The sequence below is a fragment of the Macrococcus carouselicus genome (assembly GCF_004359515.1).
GTDB lineage: Bacteria > Bacillota > Bacilli > Staphylococcales > Staphylococcaceae > Macrococcus > Macrococcus carouselicus.
Genome location: NZ_SCWD01000001.1, coordinates 248,824 through 269,223, shown reverse-complemented (window position 1 = coordinate 269,223; position 20,400 = coordinate 248,824). Strand labels below are relative to the sequence as shown.

Genomic DNA, 20,400 nt, shown 5'->3' with positions numbered 1-20,400 from the left:
TCCTTTTTACTTAAAATGCGCCACACTGCCGATAACAGGTATATCCAAAACTCGACTGACTTCTTCTTCTGTTTGAACGCGCTTATCTAAAAATGCACGTAAGAAAGCAATCGCTAAACCAATCAGCGCACCCAGTATTAAACCGATCGGTATATTGATTGCTGGAATAGGAGACACGGGCTGAGGTTTTTTATCTAACTCAGCTTTAGCCAGAATAGATACATTATCTACATTCATGATGTCAGGAATACGCTTCTGGAAGACAGATGCTATTTCGTTTGCAATAGCCACCGCCTGTTTAGGATCCTCGTCTCTTACAAATACATTAAGAACTTGTGATTCATTAGAATGAGAAACTTCAATCTTTTTTGAGAAATCTTCTAAATCTTCTTTAATATTAAGATTTCTCATGACTTCTTCTATAATAGAAGGACTCTGCATAATTTCACTGTATGTATTAATTAATTGAAGACTGGCTTGTATATCTTGCTGAGTGAAAGTCTTACTTATTTCATTTTGGCTGACAATGACTTGGGTACTTTCTTCATACTTTGGTTCAAGCAAGAAAAAAGTTAATAATGTTGCTACTAAAGCCCCCAATAAGGATAGTCCTATAATCCATTTAAGATTATCTTTAAGGACTTTTAATACTTCCTCAAAATTCAATGTTTCTCTCATCTCAATCCTCCATTACTTTTTATATTCAATTTTAATATAGCATCAAAAAGTATTTATTACATTAGTAAACACGTTAATCTGACAACGAATCACCATGCATAGTAAAAAGAAACCATTATTATTACTGCATTTTTTTATATAGATTATTTAAGCCTGAGTGGATATCGAATTGAGGGGTATACCCAAGATGACTTAATTTATCGATTTCCGCATATGAATATTTGATGTCCCCTTTTCGTGCATCTTGATGTTCGAATTCAAGATCGATTTTACTGATCTCACTGAAGACATCAAATATCTCTTTGAGTGACGTCTGATGACCTGTTCCGACATTATAGACTTCCCCAGTTGCCTCTTCATGCATCAGTACTAAATTAATAGCCTGGATGACATCTGCTATATAGACAAAGTCACGTGTTTGAGTACCGTCACCAAAAAAAATGAATTTTTCATCATGTTTAAATTTGTGCAACATAATAGAAATAACACCTGAATAAGGAGAAGAATCATTCTGTCTTTCACCATAAACGTTAAAAAAGCGAAGAACAGTAGTAGGAAGGCCAAAGAGCTCATTGAATATAATGAAGTTTCTTTCTGCTGCATATTTATCAATGGCATAAGGAGACTGAGGAAGCACCTGGTCTTCTGGTGCTTTAGGCAGTTTCTCAAGATTACCGTATACAGCCGCAGAAGAAGCAAATAGTGCTTTCTTTAATTTTTTACTGTGCTTTCTAAGATTGATTAATAAATTCAGACTGGCTTCAAGATTATTTTTAAGGGAGATTTTGGGATGAGCGATAGACTCAGCTACACTAACTAGCGCAGCAAGATGAATGACATAATCAAAGTCATGTTCTTTAATAAGTTGTTCCATAAAGTCACAATCGGACACATCCTTCTGATAGAACGTCAGATTTTCTATATGCATGATGTTTTCAAGGTTGCTGGATGATAAGTTATCGACAACAAATATCTCATAGTTTCGCTGGGCATAAAACTCACAAACATGGGAGCCGATAAAACCGGCACCACCCGTTATTAACATCTTCATTTTAATCTCTCCTTTACTCACTTATTTTTCATTTTAACTCATTTAAGTATAATGTCACTAAAATTTTAAATTATTTTCTTTTTTTACTTAAATACATCTTTTATTCATTATTACCTTATATTTAACAATTTATTTTTTTGATAGTACTAAAATTATTAATTACACTTTTTAGTATTATATATACAAAAATGAACACTATTTCATAATGAAAAAGTGTACATTTTACTCACTAGTATTATAAAAATAAATCTAAATTTTCTGAACCTATGTTGTCTAAAATAATTTGAAAATTGAAAGTACCTAAATAGAAGTAGTAAGCGTTCATTTTTTTACTGATGGTATTACATAATAACTAAGCGGCATTATTTAGTGTCCCCTGCCCTAGATAGAGGCTTTCAGTAATCTTATAATCTGCAGGATTCTCTTTCTAATATTATTCTTCAACTTAATCAGCATGTTCAAACAATAGACAATTAAACCTGATTGGAGACAGCTGTCTCCGAACAGTCGTAAAATGTTTTGACGTTCAGATATTATTTGATTCATTTAAAGAATAGTTCGATGGCCAGCGTGATTTGTAGATTTCTCTCATCTCCTCCGGAGATAGGTCAAATATATTGATCACTAAGACAAAGTTCCTTCCTTTATTATTCTGAACGGTCACTCTGCGAAAGTAATTCTCTGTCCTGTTAGTCATTGTTCCAAGGACCACCATCTCATCTGAAATGAAGTTAATTTGTTCGCCAGTACTGAAATCGTGAATGACTTTATGAACCGCATTGCTTCATAATCTGGATATGAATCGTGATCTTCTATATGAATCAAGCTTGACACCTGACCTTGTTTTTCTGAACTTTGCTCTGCGATAGTGATGAAGGGTCAGGGGCAGTGTATTTGAATCAATAATCTTCAATGGTGTAGGGACTTTTCTCTTCTGATTAAAGTGCGTCTCCTTCTGAATTTGGTCTAACAGCTGACTGAATTATATCCTTAAAAATTTGTGTGGGAACATCAAATAGTTTTCTAATGAGCTGATAATCGCTGATAGAATCAAAACCTAAGGTTCCTGAAGTTTCTCTGAAAAAACACTATTACTGATAAGAAGCCACTGAAAATCTTACGATTTTCTATGAACTTATTAATTCCAACGACTGAATAATGTAAAAAAACCCGTCATTTTCTCGTTATCGGGAAATGACGGGTTCTTTTACTTACACCGATTATAAAATTAAGCTAGACAACTAAAAAAGCCTTCTGTGCTAAACTCAATATGTATTTCCGACCAAAGAAAACATAAGGAGTTAGCACAAATGGCCTATACACATCTTACCACGGATGAACTTGCGTTCATAGAATCATATTACTACCAGAAAATTTCGGTCAGTGAGATCTGCCGGAGAATTAAGCGTTCAAGACAGACCGTCTATAATGTAATTAATACATTTAAAGCAGGTATATCTGCACTGGAATTCTATCAGAACTATAAGAAAAGAAAATCCCGTTGTGGGAGACGTAAGATCGTCCTTCCTAAGCATCAGATCAGTTATACTCGCGAAAAGATAGCCGACGGCTGGACACCTGACACAATCATAGGCAGAAATGAAGAATCTATCAGCTGTTCTGTTAAAACTCTGTACAGAATGTTCCGGGAAGATATTCTTCCTGTTCAATCACTTCCGATGAAAGGGAAAAGAAAACCTAACGGTCATCATGAGAAAAGAGGTCGTCAGACTTTCAAACGCCACATTTCAGAAAGAACAGTTGAATTTCCTGACTTTGATAGAGAGTTCGGTCATCTTGAAGGAGATACGATTGTCGGTCGTCGTCATGGCAGCGCAGTCATCACCCTTGTTGAACGTGTTTCTAAGATGATCATCACCCTACGACCGGAAGGTCGCAAGGCATCCGACATTGAAAAAGCATTAAAAAGTATGTTCTCGGCTTTACCTTATCGTCTCTTTAAGTCCATTACATTCGACTGCGGTAAAGAGTTTTCCAGCTGGAAGTCAATCAGTAACCAACACGATATATCTATCTTTTTTGCTGATCCAGGCACACCTTCGCAGCGTGGTCTTAATGAACATTCAAATGGTATGCTTAGAAGAAACGGTCTGGACAAAGATATGTATTTCAACACAGTTAGAGACGATTATATTATTCAAGTTGCACATTCCCTCAATAATCGGCCAAGAAAATCTCTTGGTTACAGGACACCATTGGAAGCATTTATGAGTTTCATCGAAGATGAGAAGTTGTTTAGCTTATTTTGACAAACGAAAACCTTAAAAAATAAAAGTTTTTTTTAAAACAAACCAAAGAATTTCTTCTTCGTTTTCTTTCTATTTGATGTATAATGAGACTCCATCTGTCTCGGTGCTTTTACCCGCACATCGTTATTATTTAGAATCGCTTCAGAATTGAATTTAAGATAATCGACATACTCTCGCCCTAATTGGTCCTCAACAACCTGATAGGCTTCTGCAAGCTTGAACGGCCGCACTTCATGATGATGAGCATCACTGCCAATGATGTGTACTAGATGATTTCTGATCATCTCAAGACTGGTCTCCTGCAGGTTGTCACCTAAATCCCCCGTAACAGAACTACTCGTCACCTGCGCAATGGCGCCTTTCTCCACTAGATTGAATAACTTATCAGGCTGCTTGATGATAGGCTTACAACGTTCAGGATGCGCGATAAGAGGTGTATAGCCTTTCAGCTGCAGTTCATACAGCAGATTATCGACATAGAAAGGAAGATCATTGAAAGGAAACTCAATCAGCACGTAACGGGAGCCGTTAAGAGACATATTATACCCGGATGCGAGTTCCTCAATCACCTTGTCATTGATCCGAATCTCTTGTCCTGGATAGACTTTAACCGGCAGCTGATGCTCAGCAATAATGGACTCGACACGCTTAATCTCTGTCATCACCTTATCCTGAGGCGTCCGCCAGTCACCTGAGTAATGATGCGGCGTAATCAGAATATCGGTAATCCCCTGATCAACAGCCTGCAGAAGCAGATGATATGTAGCCGCTTCATCAGCCGGACCATCGTCTACACCGATCAGTAAGTGGTTATGAATATCTATCATCTAAGTTCCTCCCCATATTCACTCTTCATCTAACTATATCACGTTCATAATTATGAGAGAAACAGATAGATCTCTCCGGTATAAAAAGACAAGTCGCTCTTAAATTTGATAAACTAGGATTAAAGACAGAAAAAGAGGTCAGAATATGAAAAAAATAACGAAAGCCATCATCCCAGCAGCGGGCCTCGGCTCGAGGTTCCTACCCGCCACTAAAGCGATGCCAAAGGAAATGCTCCCTATTCTGGATACACCGACAATACAGTATATCGTAGAAGAAGCGGTCGCTGCAGGCATTGAAGATATCATCATTGTGACAGGTAAGCACAAACGCGCGATTGAAGACCACTTCGACACCCAGCTGGAACTGGAACTGAACCTGAAGGAAAAGAATAAGACAGCACTACTTGAAAAAGTGGAACACTCCACTAACCTTGCAAACATCTTCTACGTCAGACAGAAGGCACCACGTGGACTAGGACATGCCATCTGGACCGCGAAACAATTCATCGGCGACGAACCCTTCGCCGTGCTCCTCGGCGATGACATCGTCGACGCAGAAGTACCGGGCATTAAACAACTGATGGACATATATGAACAGACCGGTACATCCGTCATCGGCGCGAAGACCGTCTCCAGAGAAGAGACAGAACGCTACGGCATCATTGAATTCTCAGAACAGAACGGCCGCACCTATAAAGTCGATAACCTGATTGAAAAACCGAAGCTCGGTACAACAGAATCACAGCTCGCCATAATGGGCAGATACGTCCTGACACCGGACATCTTTGACTATCTGGACGCACAGGAAATCGGCACAGGCGGAGAAATTCAGCTGACGGACGCCATCCAGAAAGTCAACGAAGCCACAAGCGTCTATGCCTATGACTTTGAAGGCAATCGCTATGATGTGGGTGATAAGCTAGGATTTGTTACCACCACGCTTGAATACGCGATGCGGTCCAGCATGAAAGATGACTTGATTCCTTTCATGGAAACCCTTATTGCTGAGTATAGACATAAAAAATAGAAGTGGATGGTAATCCACTTCTATTTTTTATGGGCAAGCACCCGGTTCAGCGCTTCGATATTCCGCTCCCACAGAAACTCCTGCTGCACCAGCGCTCTTGCATTCCGGCGCATCGTCTGTTCAAGTGCATGGTTATTCTTGATGTTCTCAATGGCCTCTAGCACGTCCGCTGTCGTCGCTTTCTCCTTCGCGTAGCCGACCTGATTGTCATTGATCAGCTGATTGGCATAGCCGCCGAGGTTCGTCACAACGGGTACCCCGCAGCCGATGCCGTCGATGATCTTGCCGGGCAGGACGTTCAGGAAGGTCTCGGTCTCTTTCAGGATGGACAGCTGAATATTATGGGTGCGGATCATCTGCAGGCATTCCTGCCGGCTTTTCTCGTGATAAGCTGTGACATACTTGAAGTCATGGTCTTTGATATAGTCGAAGAACTGATGCGCATTCATGCCGTAGACGACCGCATTGAAATGGATCTGACGGGCTTCCAGTCCTCCGGCAATCTCTATCAGCTGGTCATAGCTCTGGGCAAAGCCGATATTGCCGGTGTAGATGACCTTGAAGTCGTCTGATGGTTCCGAGAAGCTGATCTCCTCAGCATTGAAGGCATTCGGGAAGTAATGCTGGGTCACCTTAGGCGCTAATCTTGCGATATGCGGTCTGAAGCCTTCGTTGTTGATGATGATGGTGTCTGACACCTGGTACATGCGTTTCTCCAGGAATTTCAGCACGGGGAAGACGAACTTGAATGATTTCAGCTTGTCGATGCCGGTCAGTGAATCCGGCCATAGGTCCCGTACTTCAAGGATGCGCCGTGTCGTATGCCTTTGTGCGAAGAACGCTGCCCAGGGCATGAAGATATTCGGTGTCGTGACGTACAGGACATCGTAATCCTGCTGATTGTTCTTGATATAGTTCCTGACTTTAAGCCCTAGCTCGAAGTAGTACAGCAGGCGCATCACCATTGATTTCGACTGCTTGCTCGTCGTCATCTCAATACGCTTGACGTCCTGAGTGGTGTTGATGTCATCATCGTACCAGTACTTCTTGTCCTGGTACATCCGTTCGTTCGGATAAGCGGGATGCGTCGTCAGTACGGTGACGTCATTCGTCTCTGATAAATGCTTGTATAGATTGCGGAAGCGGTTGGCGCCTGAACCGATCTCCGGATAGAAGTTCTGGGTCACGAGTAGTATCTTCATGTTTCTCTCACCTTTTAATATAGTGCTTCTATTATAGCATGATAGTCCGTCTGCATCAGAATATAAAAACGGCCCGCTTCAAAAGCGGACCGTTCTCCTGTGTCAGCACTAGATCCGACTTATCTTTTGCAATGGCCGGAATAATATTATTGTGGCAGGTCGGATCATCCGTTTCGCTGGTCGCACTGAGTCCATATGCACTCTTCATTGCATAGAGAATACGCGCCTTAATAGTTGTAGTCTTATAGCCATATGTGCAGATACAAGCAGCTGACCGCTTCTTCCCTGCATGACGGCCGTCCTTATCGGAGTCCGGTCCATCCCGAGATGAAGCGATTATTTTCACTTGAGCTTATTTCTTCACCTGTTCCAGTAAAGGGATTAAATCCTGTTCAACTGCAGGTGCCAGTGTGCGTCCGAATGAATCTGTCATATGATTCTTATCGAAATAGGCGACAACATTCCCGATGACCGGCCGGCATAATTCGTCAGGACAGATATAATCCGTATAGTCATAGTAATGGACGTTAGTCGGCTTATTCCGTACTTTTGACCAGTCGGTCACGTCAGGTACGACAAGGTCTTTCTTCACCGTACATTTCTCGCTGTCACGGCCATAATCTTCTATGCATTCCGGTATATTGACTGCAAAGAAAGGGGTGTCACGGACACCGAAGACATGGATGCCGATATCATTCAGTTTCTCAAACTGTTCGATATACCCCTTCGGCACTTCCTCCACATTAAAATGGGAGATTTCGGCAGGTGCGAAGACAAGATCCGGTTTCACTTTCGCTATCTCATCGATAATGGATTCGTTCCATTCATCGCATAACGCGTAATTGAATTTCTCGGTCGTCAGCCTGCACCCTGATTTCGTCATATTCACGATGCGGATCGGATGCTTCTTTGCGATTTCCTCGAGCGTACTGAACCAATGGGTGGAATGAGAGCCACCTACTAAAGCAATCGTATATTCATAGTCTTCAGTCTGGCCATATTCACAGATTTTAACCGACTGATATTTGATCGCCTGCTGGCAGCCATCCAGAAACGGTTCCGCTTTATCAGTTGCCACAGCTGCATCATCAGGCAGATAAGGTTTGACAGGCACGTTGTCCATAGTGGCCGCCTGGGCACCCGGATAACTTTCTGAGCCGATCAGCATGTCTGCCTGCTTCTCGTGCTGATGAAGATACTGCTGCCACGCTGTGTTCGCCAGCAGCACGGGTAACATGATGATAAGCAGCAAGCCTGCCATCTGCCAGGACTGATTGCTGAACTTGATCGTTCTGATCGGTCGTTCGACCACCGCTGTCACCAGCCGCGAAAGCACCAGAGAGAGCAGCATGATGAACAGACCACCCGCAATTGACGGTGTACCTGTACCGATAATTTCCTTATAGAATACAAGAATGACCCAGTGCCATAGATAGAAGCCATACGACAGTCCGCCGAGCTTGACCATGAAGCGCTGTCCGAGGAACTTCTCAGCCCCGAATCCCGATTGGTTTTCACCTGAGACCAGAATGAACACCGCTGCTAACGTCGGTATAAGTGCGATATATCCTGGAAATGCTGTCGAAACGTCCAGGAGCAGCCCACATAGTATCAGCATGAGCAGACCGGTCCAGCCGAGTACTGCGGCAAATACTGCCGGTAACTTGAGCTTCGTGATCGTCAGACAGAGAATCGCACCGAGTGCAAACTCCCATACACGTGTACGTGTATCGAAATAAGCAAACGGCTGGTTGACAGCTGTCAAGTAAATCGAATAGATGAATGACACTGCAAACAGAACTGAGAAGATGATGAGAAGTGCACGTTTCATCTGTTTCTTAAAGAACAGCACTGCTGCCGTAAAGATCATAAACCAGATGATATAGAACTGACCCTGTATACTCATCGCCCAGAAATGCTGAACCGGACTCTTCGCATTATGCTGGTCCAGATAATCAGTCGAACTGATGGCCAGCTGCCAGTTCTCAAAATAGAGAGCAGACGCAAAGACCTCCCTGATGGTCTGCAGCCATCTGTTCTGATCCAGGAAAAAGAAGCTGAGCACGATCACAGTCAGTAGGACAAAGAACGCTGAGGGCATCAGTCTCTTCAGCAGTCCGAATATAAAATCAAAGAAATTCACTTTGCCGTTCCGTCTGACTTTTGATAGCAGACTTGTCGTGATCAGAAATCCTGAGACCACGAAGAAGACATCGACGCCGCCTGACACTTTGTTCAGCCAGATATGATAGACAGCGACCAGAAATGCAGCGACTGCTCTTAACCCTTCAATTTCCGGTCTGAACTTTTTTTTCGCCGGTTGTGGATGATCCATTCTCATTTCCTTCTCCTCACACTTTTTATCCGTGCCATTTGCGGTTAAATCTTCGGCACTTTGAGCTGCATGGTTTCATCGCTGAAGATGTATTCAGCATCATTTTCATGGATGTTCACATCGACCGCATCTTCAAGTCGGATCATCGTCAGGAACTTATTCTCCGTCTTCGCTTTATCTGTGATGACAATCTGTTTTGTTGCCAGTTTCTGATTGACTTTACGGGCATTGAACGGTTGCTTCACGCCTTTGACATGCGCCTTGTCATTCAGGACATACGGCTGTCCGGTCAGGTTCAGCACTTCGATTGTCGCATCGTTTTTGGAGAGTCTGATTCTGTCAGGTCTCTCGTCAATCGTCAGTCCTTCACAGAGGTTGAAGCGGTTGATGAAATCAACCTCCGTCTCTGACTGCCCCGTATCCTCGATGAAGATAAGGTGGAGTTTCTTCAGGAAATAGATAGTACGTCTCAGTTTCGCGCCCTCGTAACCATGGTGATAGCCGGAGACGACTGAGTAGTCCTCAGTATCAAAGAAGTGATCTGTCTTGATGGCCTGCGTGATACGGTTGTCATGCGTCCGCTTGTAGTTACGGTGCAGCTGGTATGAACTATGCGCCGGGCGCGAGACGACATATGAACGACCCGGACTGCGGGAGTAGTTGAACTTTCCGGCATCTATGAAGAAATCCTGATTCTTGTAGTTCAGAATAATGCTCAGGTCATCCGGGTGCTTATGCGTTGCAGTCGAGAATCCGCATATAAAGGCCAGATACAGCTGGTTAGGTTTATCTTTCAGCACGGTGATACCCGCGGATACATCCTGGAAGTTTTCCCAGTGCGTCACTTTGCTCGGAGAACCCATCTCAGAAGAATCACCGATTGCAGGGATTCTTCTGTCCGGCTTGGCGATTTTCGGCAGATATGCATCTGCCAAGGTCAGAAGCTGGTTGATCTCTGTACCAAGCGTCTCATCATTCTTCTTCAGATAGTTTTCTATCGAGTGGTACATCCGTGTCACCATGCGGTGGTACTCCGGTGAATTCTCAAGATGTACGCCGTTCGGACTGTAATTGATCCAGAATGATTGCTGGGCACGTGCCTTCCCTTTCAGCAGGAACAGCTCATTGGATAGAACGATGCCTGCTACCATAAGCGTACGGTCCATCATCAGACCATGATTGTTCGGACGGTAGTTCGTGTCGTCCATCAGGAAGTGACAGTGCTTATTCAGCTGCTCAATATAGCGGGAGAGATCTGCTTCAGGATCAATGGTCTTCATGATATGCATATATTCAATCAGCACCTGTGTACGGTTTGCTGTCGGGTGGTCATACCATGTCATTGTAGTCATACGCGCTTCAGCATTGTCCAGCCATGAATGGATGATTTCAGTCGCTTTATCGATATACTTCTTGTCCTTTGTCGCAGTGTACTGGTTCAATAGCTCGCTGACAACGCGCCACGAATGCAGGTACAGCTGATAGCTGACTGTATCAGCACCTTTCTGGATATCCCAGATAGCATCGCTGAATGGCACCGCTTCGAATGTCGGGAATGGAATGATGCGGTCCTCTATCGCTGCATCTGCCATCGGTACCGTATGATTCGAGTACGGCAGCAGCGGAAATACAGACTGATCTGTCAGCTTCAGTTCAGTATCTTTGCCAGCTGCATAGTCCACTGCCTGCTGAATCTCCTTCACTCCACCTTCGTTACCGTTGACGATCAGGTCCAGCAGTTCGAGCGTCTTCTCCTTCGACATCGGGTTATGACCCGCTTTCTTGTCATTGTAGAGGATGAACTGGACGGGCTGCATATTGAACTGATATTTCTCCATCGTTTTGATGAAAGGTGTCAGATGATTTTCCATATCACCGCTGCAGAGTCTGTTCTGGAAGTAGAAGACTTTAGGTGTGTGTTTCGAGCGGCGGAAGATATTCGTGATCGACAGACGGCTGCTGTAGTTCTTGTTGATCTCTGCATGTGTCTGCCCAGGGAATACCGTTGAATAGAGCGCATTGACTGCTGACTCAAAGTATTTGAAGACATACGTCTGAGGATTATTGACAATCGCCGCGCTTCCTTTATGCATGGAGGCTAAAGCCATCGACATAAATCCACCGGCAGATGATCCGTAGTAGAATGTCCCGGAAGAGCTGACAGCAAGCAGTTCTGTGATTCTGCGCACAATCTGTGAATAATCAGCCAGATAGTGACGCTCCTGTTCGCCTACCCCCCATCCGAGGCGCAGGTTATTGCCATGGAGTGTCCGGTCATCGATGAATAAGGCGTGATAGTTCATGTCTTCCGCCCAGTTCGAACGCATGAATACTGGCGGCTTTCTCTTGGATGGGTCGACAGCGCCATTCGAGAAGACCACCATCTTGTTTCTACCCTGCTTCAGGCTCATCTTGAAATGAAAATCGATTCCCTCTTTATCTATGATGATCGCTTCGTCATTATGGTCCTGAAGAAATTTCAAGTTTAAATCTTCAAAATTGATTCTTGACATCGTGATGATTCCTCCCGTTCCCTCTTTAATCTATCCCATTATCTGCAGCCAGGCACTGAGCGCAGTGACACCCAGCAGAGCAGCACCGATCAATGGGTCTAGAATATTCCTGGATTCCTTTTGTTTGCTGATGAATTGCTCGCCTTTTTCCTGCTGTCTCGCAATCATTTCCTTCTTGTAGGCAAGCTGTTCTTCTTTCGGCTTCTGTCTATAGCTGCGCATATACATCGTATAATCATGCGCGACACGGTCACAGTCTCCAAAATCCTTCACTTCACCGAACTGCAGCCACAGTGCTTTATTACACATCTGCTTAATCTGAGAAGTCGAGTGAGAAACAAAGAATATCGTCACACCTTTGTCCTGGAACTCACGCATCTTAGCAATACATTTGTTGGAGAATGTCTCATCTCCGACTGACAGTGCCTCGTCCACAATGAGCACGTCCGGTTCCGTATGAATGGCAATGGCAAACCCCAGGCGGGAACGCATCCCGCTGGAGTAGGATTTGATCGGCTGATAGATGAAATCATCCAGTTCAGAGAACTGAACGATATCCTCAAACTTATCGTCGACTTCCTTTTCACTCATGCCATGCATCAGACATTTCATCTTGATGTTCTCCACACCTGTCAGATCATTGTTCAGACCCGCGGAGATAGCAATCAATGAGCTGCGTCCTTCTATTTCAATTGTCCCGCTCGTCGGCTGTGTCACTTCACCGAGAATATTGGATAGCGTCGATTTCCCTGAACCATTCAGTCCGATGATACCGACCGAATCGCCTGCCTCCACTTCAAATGAGACATCTCTTAGCGCATAATAGGGCTTCTCCTTATAGAAGAGACCGAACGTGAAGAGCTGGATGATCTTATCCTTTTTACTGTTGTTCAGGTCATAGACTTTAGACACCTGGCTGACTTTCACTTTAGACAAGGGCTTCACCATCTTTCGTAAATCTTGTAGGGTCCTTACTGATATGACATGCTTTTTTGTTCTCCACTGTCTTATAAGTTTCAATCAGTTTCGCCCGTTCGACGTCCCAGTTGTATTTAAGCTTGGCCTTTTTGCAGTTCTCTGCCATTTCAGCTCTCAGTGACGGATTGCTGACCAGTCTGTTGACGGCAGCCGCTATCTCAGAAGTCTGATGGCTGTCAACCGCAATACCGATGCGCTCGCCTGTCACGACTTTCTCTACTTCAGGGAATGAACAGCTGACGACCGGTACATCTGCCATGATATATTCGAATAGTTTATTTGACGATGCAGAGTAGTGATTGTAACAGATGTTCTGCAGCACCTGAAAACCGAGATAGGCTTCTCTGGTGTAGGATGGCAGCTCCTTGAAATGAACTTTCGGAATGAATTTGATGCGGTCACGTGCCGGACTCGCAGCTGCCATTTCCTTCAGCGTCTTCTCAAGCTTACCGGCACCCAGAAAGACAAGTGTCCCTTCCTGAATCACGGGCATTGCTTCAATCAGGCGTTCAAGTCCGCGCCCCTGCTGCAGCCCTCCCTGATAAAGAAGGATTTTCTCACCAGGTTTCAGACCGAGCTTCTCATGCAAGTTGACTTCTGGCCGTTCATTTATATCATAGAGCTCTGAATAGTTGTAGAGCGTCCTTGGATAGAAGCCGTAGATTTCCTCATTATGCGCAGCCCGTGTATGATTTTCCACCATCATCTCGTCGACAAAGTTCAGCAGAAAACGTTCGATCCGTTTGATTCTCTGCGGATTATAACCGGTACGTGATGACTGCACCTCATGAGAATCATAGATCAGTTTCTTCGGTTTCAGTCTGAGCTTTGAACAGATGATACCCTGCGGCAGTGTATTCAGGTCGTTGGAATGATAGATATCTGCATGCTGCCCATAACCTTCTCTGATCATCCTCAGTATGACCGCACCGTTGACAAAGCTCTTACGGAACTTCCGGATTTTGATCATCATTGCTGCCATCAGCATAACTGATGCAAAATAGACGAGGAGCGACCAGTTGATGTACAGAAATGCTGCACCAATTACAGTCGTCACTGTTCCGACAGTGATCAGGAACTTATTCTTATCCTTCTGGTAACACGTGATGACTAACGGGTACCGTCTGACACGCGTCACATGAAAGTGTGGATTGATTTCTTCATAGCGTTTCACTGAATCGTCTTTCGGGTCATCAATCGCAATGAGATTGACATCATAGTGCTCAGATAATGCGGTACATTCCCGGTTGACACGGGCATCGTTCGTAAAATGATTCCAGACAAACATCGTCACTTTCTTCATTGTTTCACCTTCTTATTTTATCGTCAGTCGTGCCGCTTTCTGCCATGATTCACGGTCATAGCACTTATTGAAGATTATGGCACACTGAACAGTATCACCAGCATCTAGCTTGATAGTATGACCCGCTACGATGTCCTGGTAGTTGTAGGTCTCAGATCCTATCTTTATTTTAATCGTGCCGAGTGCATTCGGATTGCTGTAATAACTTCTGAAGTCGAGCATGCGTCTATCAGCGCTTTTATTTGTCACGGAGAACGGAATATCGGTCTGTGTCATCGGCCACTTCGGCAGTACTTCTCCGTCTTCAAAAGTGATGCCTTCTCCCGTAATCACCAGCTGCTCATTATGCTCTCTGTAGAGTTCATAGAGATTCCCTTCATCATTGATCGGATAGAAATTGAGAACCGGCCAGAAATGGTTGATCCATTCCCTGTGCAATACCCTGTTCTTTCTGACATTCACCGGTGCACTGGTCACGAGTCTCAGCATCTCCCGCGTATTCAGCAGGATAAAGATATCAACACTGTTGTCGGTTTCCTGCGTGACATTGCTATGCCAGTTACCCATCCGCTGCTCCTGGTAGTAAAGGTCTGCCAGATAGTGGCCTTTTGCCTTCTCCTGTGATAAGTCTGCACGTTTCAGATAATCTTCAACCATCTGGTCATCTGACAATGCGTGCAGTGCTTTCGGCTTCTTCTTGACGATGGTAGCCATAAACCGAAAATCTTTCGTCTCGTAATATTTAGTGACGACAGGGAGCTTAGCAAGCTCAAAGATATTCGATTTAATGTGCAGTTTACCCTTCAGGTTACTTTCAGCCATCTTCTCACTCAAGCTGAAAGAATGCGTGGATTCAAATTGACTGCTGTATGTCTTCGTTGCATCGCTTACGTTGTCGTTGTTTTCGATATGAATGAGTCTATGATTCAGACCTAGATCATCCACTATGGACTGGACAGTGCGTACATCATTCTCATAAGTCAGCTTTGCTAATGATGAGAGCTTGCCCAGACTGTTATAGGTGAGAAGCGGAATAGCCGGGTCATGCATGACTGCCAGTGACAGACGCGAATCTATTCCTGCTGTGATAGTCATATAAGTATCCTGCATCTTCAGCCATTCCTTGATGCGTGAGAAGTATTCAATGGACTGATTCAGCACTTCTGACAGTGCCATTGTCTCAAACGGTTGATCAGGAAAAAACCGCGTCGTCTTCTGGCTGCCGAAGGAGAGATACGTATTCGGATTCAGCTTATAGACACCCTCATATCGTGAATAGTCGAGATAACCATTGATTTCACCGCTATAACACTTGAGTTCTGTACCGTATAGCTGGCGGCAGGATTCAGCTGCCAATGCGCTATGAGACGCGACTACCGGATAGTCTGCACAGTAGAAGAGCGGGCGCATCGTTGTCGCATCAGGGTAGATCTTGATTTCATCCTCTGCAATCAAGAGGATATAACGTCCGTTCAGTCTGTTCAGCAGATGATGGCGGTCAGATACACTCAGTCCATCCAGCCGCTCCAGAATCTGTTCTGCTGTCAGACTGATGTCCTCCGCGAGAACAGCATAGCCAATCAGTACAAGGTGCGACTCCCCCTTATATTCTGCTGTCTGCAGTTCACGGTCAAAAGATAGTATAGATTTGCCTAGTTGGATTGTACGAATATGGTCAGCCTTCAAAGGCTGTTCGGACAATGTGAATCCCTTAAAATAATGTTGATCAGCTAACATCTTCTCACCTACTTCAGATAGTTGACTTCTTCTTTCAGGCTTTCTATCACATCGTTCAGGTCGCGGTCTTCAGGACGGCTGTAACCATCATAAAGACTGTAAATATCAAGGAAACGTGTCACGGCCTCCTTACGGTCTTCAGGGGCTATACGGTCGAGACGGACGATATACCAGCCCTTGACATAGAAGTTGAAACGTTTCTCCATATAAGTATCCATCAGCTTGTTCTCAAGCAGGAACGGAATACGCTCTGTCTCAAGTTTATAGTACTTGTCGAAGAATTTCTTCGAGATGGTGTTCGTCACGGATCCTGAAACAGCTGCATAATACATGTGAATATATTCTTTGACAAGAAGCACTTGATTTGAGTTTAATACGAGCTCCTGGAAGAACATTGTATCCTGTCCGGCCGCACCTTCGACCATGCGCAGGTTATTCTTCTTGATGATATCTGATTTCACGACAAGTGCCTGGATACTCTGGGCACGAAGTCCACAGCGCTCCATGAATTCATGAGGGTCTGTGATAAGCGCCTGTCCGTTATTGTATTTCGTCCCTGTCACATAGAAGTTGAATTCGGAGCGTTTTTTGTTGTCCTCTTTCAATATATTTCCTACGACCATATCTATTTCAGGATTCTCTTCAAGACGGTCATATAGATATTTATAACCATCGCCGATTGCTTCGTTATCTGGGTCGAGATACGTGATATATTTCGTTGAGGCGAGTTCCGCCCCTTTATTACGTGGACGTGAGGCACTGCCGCTGCCGCTCTCGAACTCATAATAGACGATTGATGGATTCTGCCTGCGCAGACGGTTAATGATCTGAATAGTCAGCTCGTCCGTGCTGCCGTCATTGACAAAGATGATCTCCATATCATCATACATGCTTGAACGTTTGAGAGATGACATACATTTATCTTCTAAGTATGTACCATTATTATGAATCGGGATGATGACACTCATTTTCTTGCTACGGTTAACCTGTTTTGCAGCGAGTGCTGCAGGGGTCGTTACTTCCACTTTATCAAGACCATACCCTTGCAGTCCACTTGTACCGAGCTTACTGATGTCATACATCGTCAGACCTTCATACTGATTTGTAGTGAAGTTATGATGTTCTGATTCATCATTAGATTTTGTCACAAAATCAACATCGGTATATTTGAAGGCGGAATAGAGATCTTCCAGATAATATTCCTCGTAGAAGTACTGCGCATTGAAGTAAGTCACAAACCCTTCAGTAATGTCCGCTTCCTTGAAGTCAGTCTCTGTCATCAGATGTTTATTGCCATATGACTGAGCATCAAACTGTGACTGAATGCTATCAGTGATAGCAGGGACAACCACATAGACAGGCAGTTCATATGTCTCGTTATAATCAATGCCGATATCATGCATGATCTGCAGCATACGATGATAAGTCGTCTCACTTCTCATCACATTACGGATGCCTTTCGCCTGAATGGACTTCAGGTCATCCTCAGATAGATTGTTGAAAATAGTCTCAAAATCCGTCTTATGATTCAGGATGAAGACGTTCGGGAACTTGTTATTGACGCCTACTGAATAGTTGGACAGCAGCAGGTTACCAAATGCCTGCAGTTCATAGATACGATTAGCGAACATCGTATCTGAATATTTAACCGAGTTCACATTGATGGCCCAGCGAAAGACTTTGTGAATCTTCTGCAGATTCTCGTGAGGCAGAGGACCTGTGATGTTCGGAATATATTTCAGCGGGAAGTAATACCGTGAACGCTGAAGCTCCAGGTTACGGTCAATGATTGTCAGTTCAGTGTCATTCTTGTTGACCGCATCAAAAATGCGGCCCGCTTCCTTATTACGCATTGGATATTTGACCATCCAGCTGCCCGCGAAGATGACCTCATCTTTGTTGCGGCGGCTGAGGTCTGTCCGTGTACCGACCGGATTATGATAATGCGGGTTAATTCCGAATGTCAGTGTGCTGACATTGTCATTACCGGTATAATCACGGTACTGATCTTCAATTTCAACTGCAGATGTGTAGATGAAATCACAGTGTGTCGCCAGATCCTTGAATACATCGTAATTGACCGGATCTTCCTTAGAGTAGAAGATCACAGGTATCTGCTTTGCTTTCAGGAGCGAGATCAGTTCAATGGCATGACGACGCACTGAACCATTCAGTGAAGCAAGACCCGCCCAGCTCTTATCAATCCCTGTCCAAGCTGTCGCAATGATGACAAAGTCAAAATCAAGATCAATCGTCTCGTAGTCGTGCGGGATATAGACCAGATCAATGACATCTTTGTAGCTGTTGTACAGGAATTCATCACAGATAATGCCGACGCGTTTGTTGATTCTCGTAAAAATACGGCTGCCATTTGATTCAGGCACATTGGCAAGGTAAGGCTCGAGCTTGCTGAAGAAATCAGTCTTCCCTTCCCGCTGCCATTTCTCGATGAAGTCCACAAATGATTCATTTTCCTTCATATTGCTCAGCAGCGATAAACCGAGTGAATAGTCTTTTGACAGAACATCCTGAAACTGCTGATACCGTTCAATCTTTCGCTCGGTTTCGAGTACTTCCAGATTGACGTTCGTATTGCGTTCATTGATGACTTTATTTTCCTCAGTGTTCTCTGCCGCTGAATTTTCTACAGCAGGTGTCTCATTCAGAAGACGGGAGATGATTTTATCCTGAAAGTTATGGTCACGATTGAATATCATTATTTTCTACCTCGCTTTGCACGTTTATCCCAGATCAGGAGCTGCATCTTGCCAAGTTTTGAATTGCGCAGGTTAGCATAGCGCTGCGTCACTTTTTTAGTCAGTTCTCTCTGTTTCAGAAGCTTTTTCTCGAGAGCGATATTTTCGTTGAGCAGCTTCATCATAATGGTCTTGATTTCTGTCTGTTCGTTGGCATACCTAATTTCAATATGCTGCTGAAGAATATGCTGTTGACTGAAGTCCTGCTCAGCTGTCTCATTATAATCAAAATCAGTAAGGTCTTCTGTTTTAACCCAGCCTGTTACAGGCCCTTGCTTGATCTTAGCGCGTTTTAATCTCGGGAAAAAGGACTGGACCTTGACTTCTGACTCTCGATCCAGTTTGTTCATCAGAATCTTCTCATCCATTTTTGATGTCGCATACAGTTCTGTGTCTTTGTGCTTAAGTTGAGCTACCGTATTGACAACCCTTAGCCGGTCAATGACTTCTGACGGCGCAAATGCGACAAACGTATTCTTTCTGAAGATCGCTTCCAGCAGCTGGCCGTTATGGTAAGCAAAGAATCGGCTGAAGACTTGGTAACGCTGGAAATACAGATTATAGTCTCCGTTCTTATTGATCAGACTGTTGATTTCCGGAGAATAGAAAGATTCGTACTCCACTTCAATTTTCTCGTTCTTTTTGTTGAATAAAGGCATGCTGGTCTCAAACAAAAACCATCCCACAAGAACTTCCTTATATTCAACAAGAACGTGTTTCAGATCACCATCAGTATATTGGGAAACTACTTTCACGATCTTATTGTTATAGTCTCTGACATTACCGATCGGCTCCGTCAGTTCCTTGTCAGCAAAGATTTCGTTCTCAGTCTTTTCGTTGACGAGAATATATTCAACATACTGAAAATTATCGTTAATAAAGTCCGCGTTCATAAGTCACCTCGTAATTTTTATAAGTAATCGACCAGTCTGTTTCTGAATTTAAAATGAATTTTAGCACCGAAATAAAGCATCAGGAGACTTAAGCACCAGAAGTAAAGGTGATCGTGCCATGCGCCATACATCGGGACCTCCGCATGCGTGAACGCACTACGGTAAATACCGACTAAATAGGTGAATGGATTAAGTCCCGTTATCTTCTGCATCAACGGGGTTGAATGCTCGACTGTCCAGAATATCGGTGTCAGGAAAAAGCACATCCGGATGAAGTTCTGCAGTAGATTACGCGTATCTCTGACAAGTACTGTAAGTGTACTCATGATAAGTGAGATACCGAAGATAAAGACGTAACTCGCAAACACAAAATAGAAGAAGATAAAGTAATGCCACCAAGGTACATAATGATGAATGACTGACAGCACAAATAAAAAAGTCGTCGTAATCATCAGATTGATCAGTGAATTCACAAAGTTGATCGACAGTAGCGTACTTGACGGAAATTTCATCTTTGTCACAATACTCAGTTTTGAGAAGATGGCATTCGACCCTCTGTTGATTGACTGCGAGATAAAGAGCCAAGGGAATAATCCACTGATCAGGTGGATAATAAAGGGAATCCCATCAACATCGGCACGGACACTCCGCAGTCCAAGTCCAAATACAAGGTAATAAAGACCGACCTGTAATGCCGGCTGAAGAATATTCCAGAAGATACCTAAGTAGTGATTGGAATATTCACTCTTGATATTAAAGATAGCGAGCTTATAGATCAGTTCCAGATGGGTCAGCTGCTCTTTAAATAATTGAATTAAATCTTTCATGGG

At 43.8% G+C, this 20,400-nt stretch carries 16 protein-coding genes; 2 read left to right on the top strand and 14 right to left on the bottom strand.

All coding sequences use genetic code 11. From position 1 onward, the window contains the following. Positions 1-6: 6 nt before the first annotated feature. The 3 genes from ERX40_RS01365 to ERX40_RS11155 form a co-directional block, all read right to left on the bottom strand. Positions 7-678 (bottom strand): YveK family protein, encoded by a 672-nt coding sequence (locus ERX40_RS01365; RefSeq protein WP_133416705.1) that lies wholly within the window; start codon positions 676-678, stop codon positions 7-9. 121 nt (positions 679-799) lie between these two features. Further along, positions 800-1,729, bottom strand: coding sequence for an NAD-dependent epimerase/dehydratase family protein (locus tag ERX40_RS01360; protein WP_133416704.1), 930 nt, complete (start codon positions 1,727-1,729; stop codon positions 800-802). A gap of 526 nt (positions 1,730-2,255) precedes the next feature. Beyond that, a complete protein-coding gene (locus tag ERX40_RS11155) occupies positions 2,256-2,426 on the bottom strand; it encodes a hypothetical protein (RefSeq protein WP_165980616.1) in 171 nt (56 codons plus the stop codon). Between the two features lie 613 nt (positions 2,427-3,039). On the opposite strand from ERX40_RS11155, the gene ERX40_RS01355 reads away from it, so the two are divergent. Beyond that, complete coding sequence (locus ERX40_RS01355) at positions 3,040-3,999, top strand: IS30 family transposase (protein ID WP_133416703.1); 960 nt, start codon at positions 3,040-3,042, stop codon at positions 3,997-3,999. Positions 4,000-4,031: 32 nt separating this feature from the next. Here ERX40_RS01355 and ERX40_RS01350 read toward each other — a convergent pair whose 3' ends face one another. Beyond that, complete coding sequence (locus ERX40_RS01350) at positions 4,032-4,826, bottom strand: tyrosine-protein phosphatase (protein WP_133416702.1); 795 nt, start codon at positions 4,824-4,826, stop codon at positions 4,032-4,034. Positions 4,827-4,971: 145 nt separating this feature from the next. Between ERX40_RS01350 and galU the strand changes: the two genes are divergently transcribed. After that, entirely contained in the window at positions 4,972-5,853 is an 882-nt protein-coding gene (gene galU / locus ERX40_RS01345; protein WP_133416701.1) for a UTP--glucose-1-phosphate uridylyltransferase GalU, read from the top strand. A 20-nt stretch (positions 5,854-5,873) separates the two neighbouring features. Here the strand turns inward: galU and ERX40_RS01340 are convergent, their stop codons facing one another. From ERX40_RS01340 to ERX40_RS01295, 10 genes are read right to left on the bottom strand one after another with little or no spacing between them, the layout of a single operon-like run. After that, the gene (locus ERX40_RS01340) at positions 5,874-7,055 is read right to left on the bottom strand and encodes a glycosyltransferase family 4 protein (protein ID WP_133416700.1); all 1,182 of its coding nucleotides are present in this window, start codon (positions 7,053-7,055) and stop codon (positions 5,874-5,876) included. A 55-nt stretch (positions 7,056-7,110) separates the two neighbouring features. Continuing rightward, entirely contained in the window at positions 7,111-7,401 is a 291-nt protein-coding gene (locus ERX40_RS01335; RefSeq protein ID WP_133416699.1) for a hypothetical protein, read from the bottom strand. Between the two features lie 6 nt (positions 7,402-7,407). Further along, positions 7,408-9,390 carry an acyltransferase family protein gene (locus ERX40_RS01330; protein ID WP_165980615.1) on the bottom strand — a complete coding sequence of 661 codons (1,983 nt, stop codon included), beginning with the start codon at positions 9,388-9,390 and terminating at the stop codon, positions 7,408-7,410. A 44-nt stretch (positions 9,391-9,434) separates the two neighbouring features. Continuing rightward, the gene (locus tag ERX40_RS01325; protein WP_133416697.1) at positions 9,435-11,903 is read right to left on the bottom strand and encodes a heparinase II/III domain-containing protein; all 2,469 of its coding nucleotides are present in this window, start codon (positions 11,901-11,903) and stop codon (positions 9,435-9,437) included. Between the two features lie 30 nt (positions 11,904-11,933). Further along, positions 11,934-12,851 carry an ABC transporter ATP-binding protein gene (locus ERX40_RS01320; RefSeq protein ID WP_208001639.1) on the bottom strand — a complete coding sequence of 306 codons (918 nt, stop codon included), beginning with the start codon at positions 12,849-12,851 and terminating at the stop codon, positions 11,934-11,936. Further along, positions 12,832-14,184: a glycosyltransferase gene (locus ERX40_RS01315; RefSeq protein WP_133416695.1), complete on the bottom strand. Its 1,353-nt coding sequence runs from the start codon at positions 14,182-14,184 to the stop codon at positions 12,832-12,834. Before ERX40_RS01315 ends, ERX40_RS01320 begins: the two co-directional genes overlap by 20 nt. A 12-nt stretch (positions 14,185-14,196) precedes the next feature. Beyond that, on the bottom strand, positions 14,197-15,921 hold the full coding sequence (locus tag ERX40_RS01310) for a hypothetical protein (protein ID WP_133416694.1): 1,725 nt from the start codon (positions 15,919-15,921) through the stop codon (positions 14,197-14,199). 8 nt (positions 15,922-15,929) lie between these two features. Then, complete coding sequence (locus ERX40_RS01305; RefSeq protein WP_133416693.1) at positions 15,930-18,638, bottom strand: glycosyltransferase; 2,709 nt, start codon at positions 18,636-18,638, stop codon at positions 15,930-15,932. Beyond that, positions 18,638-19,570 carry a hypothetical protein gene (locus ERX40_RS01300; RefSeq protein WP_133416692.1) on the bottom strand — a complete coding sequence of 311 codons (933 nt, stop codon included), beginning with the start codon at positions 19,568-19,570 and terminating at the stop codon, positions 18,638-18,640. The genes ERX40_RS01305 and ERX40_RS01300 overlap by 1 nt, the downstream gene beginning before the upstream one ends. 17 nt (positions 19,571-19,587) lie before the next feature. After that, positions 19,588-20,397 carry an ABC transporter permease gene (locus tag ERX40_RS01295; RefSeq protein ID WP_133416691.1) on the bottom strand — a complete coding sequence of 270 codons (810 nt, stop codon included), beginning with the start codon at positions 20,395-20,397 and terminating at the stop codon, positions 19,588-19,590. Positions 20,398-20,400 lie beyond the last annotated feature (3 nt).

What these genes read in the sequence shown, in the direction of transcription:
- ERX40_RS01365 (WP_133416705.1), bottom strand. Translation starts at nt 678, where the DNA reads ATGAGAGAAACATTGAATTTTGAGGAAGTATTAAAAGTCCTTAAAGAT.
- ERX40_RS01360 (WP_133416704.1), bottom strand. Translation starts at nt 1,729, where the DNA reads ATGAAGATGTTAATAACGGGTGGTGCCGGTTTTATCGGCTCCCATGTT.
- ERX40_RS11155 (WP_165980616.1), bottom strand. Translation starts at nt 2,426, where the DNA reads ATGACTAACAGGACAGAGAATTACTTTCGCAGAGTGACCGTTCAGAAT.
- ERX40_RS01355 (WP_133416703.1), top strand. Translation starts at nt 3,040, where the DNA reads ATGGCCTATACACATCTTACCACGGATGAACTTGCGTTCATAGAATCA.
- ERX40_RS01350 (WP_133416702.1), bottom strand. Translation starts at nt 4,826, where the DNA reads ATGATAGATATTCATAACCACTTACTGATCGGTGTAGACGATGGTCCG.
- galU (WP_133416701.1), top strand. Translation starts at nt 4,972, where the DNA reads ATGAAAAAAATAACGAAAGCCATCATCCCAGCAGCGGGCCTCGGCTCG.
- ERX40_RS01340 (WP_133416700.1), bottom strand. Translation starts at nt 7,055, where the DNA reads ATGAAGATACTACTCGTGACCCAGAACTTCTATCCGGAGATCGGTTCA.
- ERX40_RS01330 (WP_165980615.1), bottom strand. Translation starts at nt 9,390, where the DNA reads ATGGATCATCCACAACCGGCGAAAAAAAAGTTCAGACCGGAAATTGAA.
- ERX40_RS01325 (WP_133416697.1), bottom strand. Translation starts at nt 11,903, where the DNA reads ATGTCAAGAATCAATTTTGAAGATTTAAACTTGAAATTTCTTCAGGAC.
- ERX40_RS01320 (WP_208001639.1), bottom strand. Translation starts at nt 12,851, where the DNA reads ATGGTGAAGCCCTTGTCTAAAGTGAAAGTCAGCCAGGTGTCTAAAGTC.
- ERX40_RS01315 (WP_133416695.1), bottom strand. Translation starts at nt 14,184, where the DNA reads ATGAAGAAAGTGACGATGTTTGTCTGGAATCATTTTACGAACGATGCC.
- ERX40_RS01310 (WP_133416694.1), bottom strand. Translation starts at nt 15,921, where the DNA reads ATGTTAGCTGATCAACATTATTTTAAGGGATTCACATTGTCCGAACAG.
- ERX40_RS01305 (WP_133416693.1), bottom strand. Translation starts at nt 18,638, where the DNA reads ATGATATTCAATCGTGACCATAACTTTCAGGATAAAATCATCTCCCGT.
- ERX40_RS01300 (WP_133416692.1), bottom strand. Translation starts at nt 19,570, where the DNA reads ATGAACGCGGACTTTATTAACGATAATTTTCAGTATGTTGAATATATT.
- ERX40_RS01295 (WP_133416691.1), bottom strand. Translation starts at nt 20,397, where the DNA reads ATGAAAGATTTAATTCAATTATTTAAAGAGCAGCTGACCCATCTGGAA.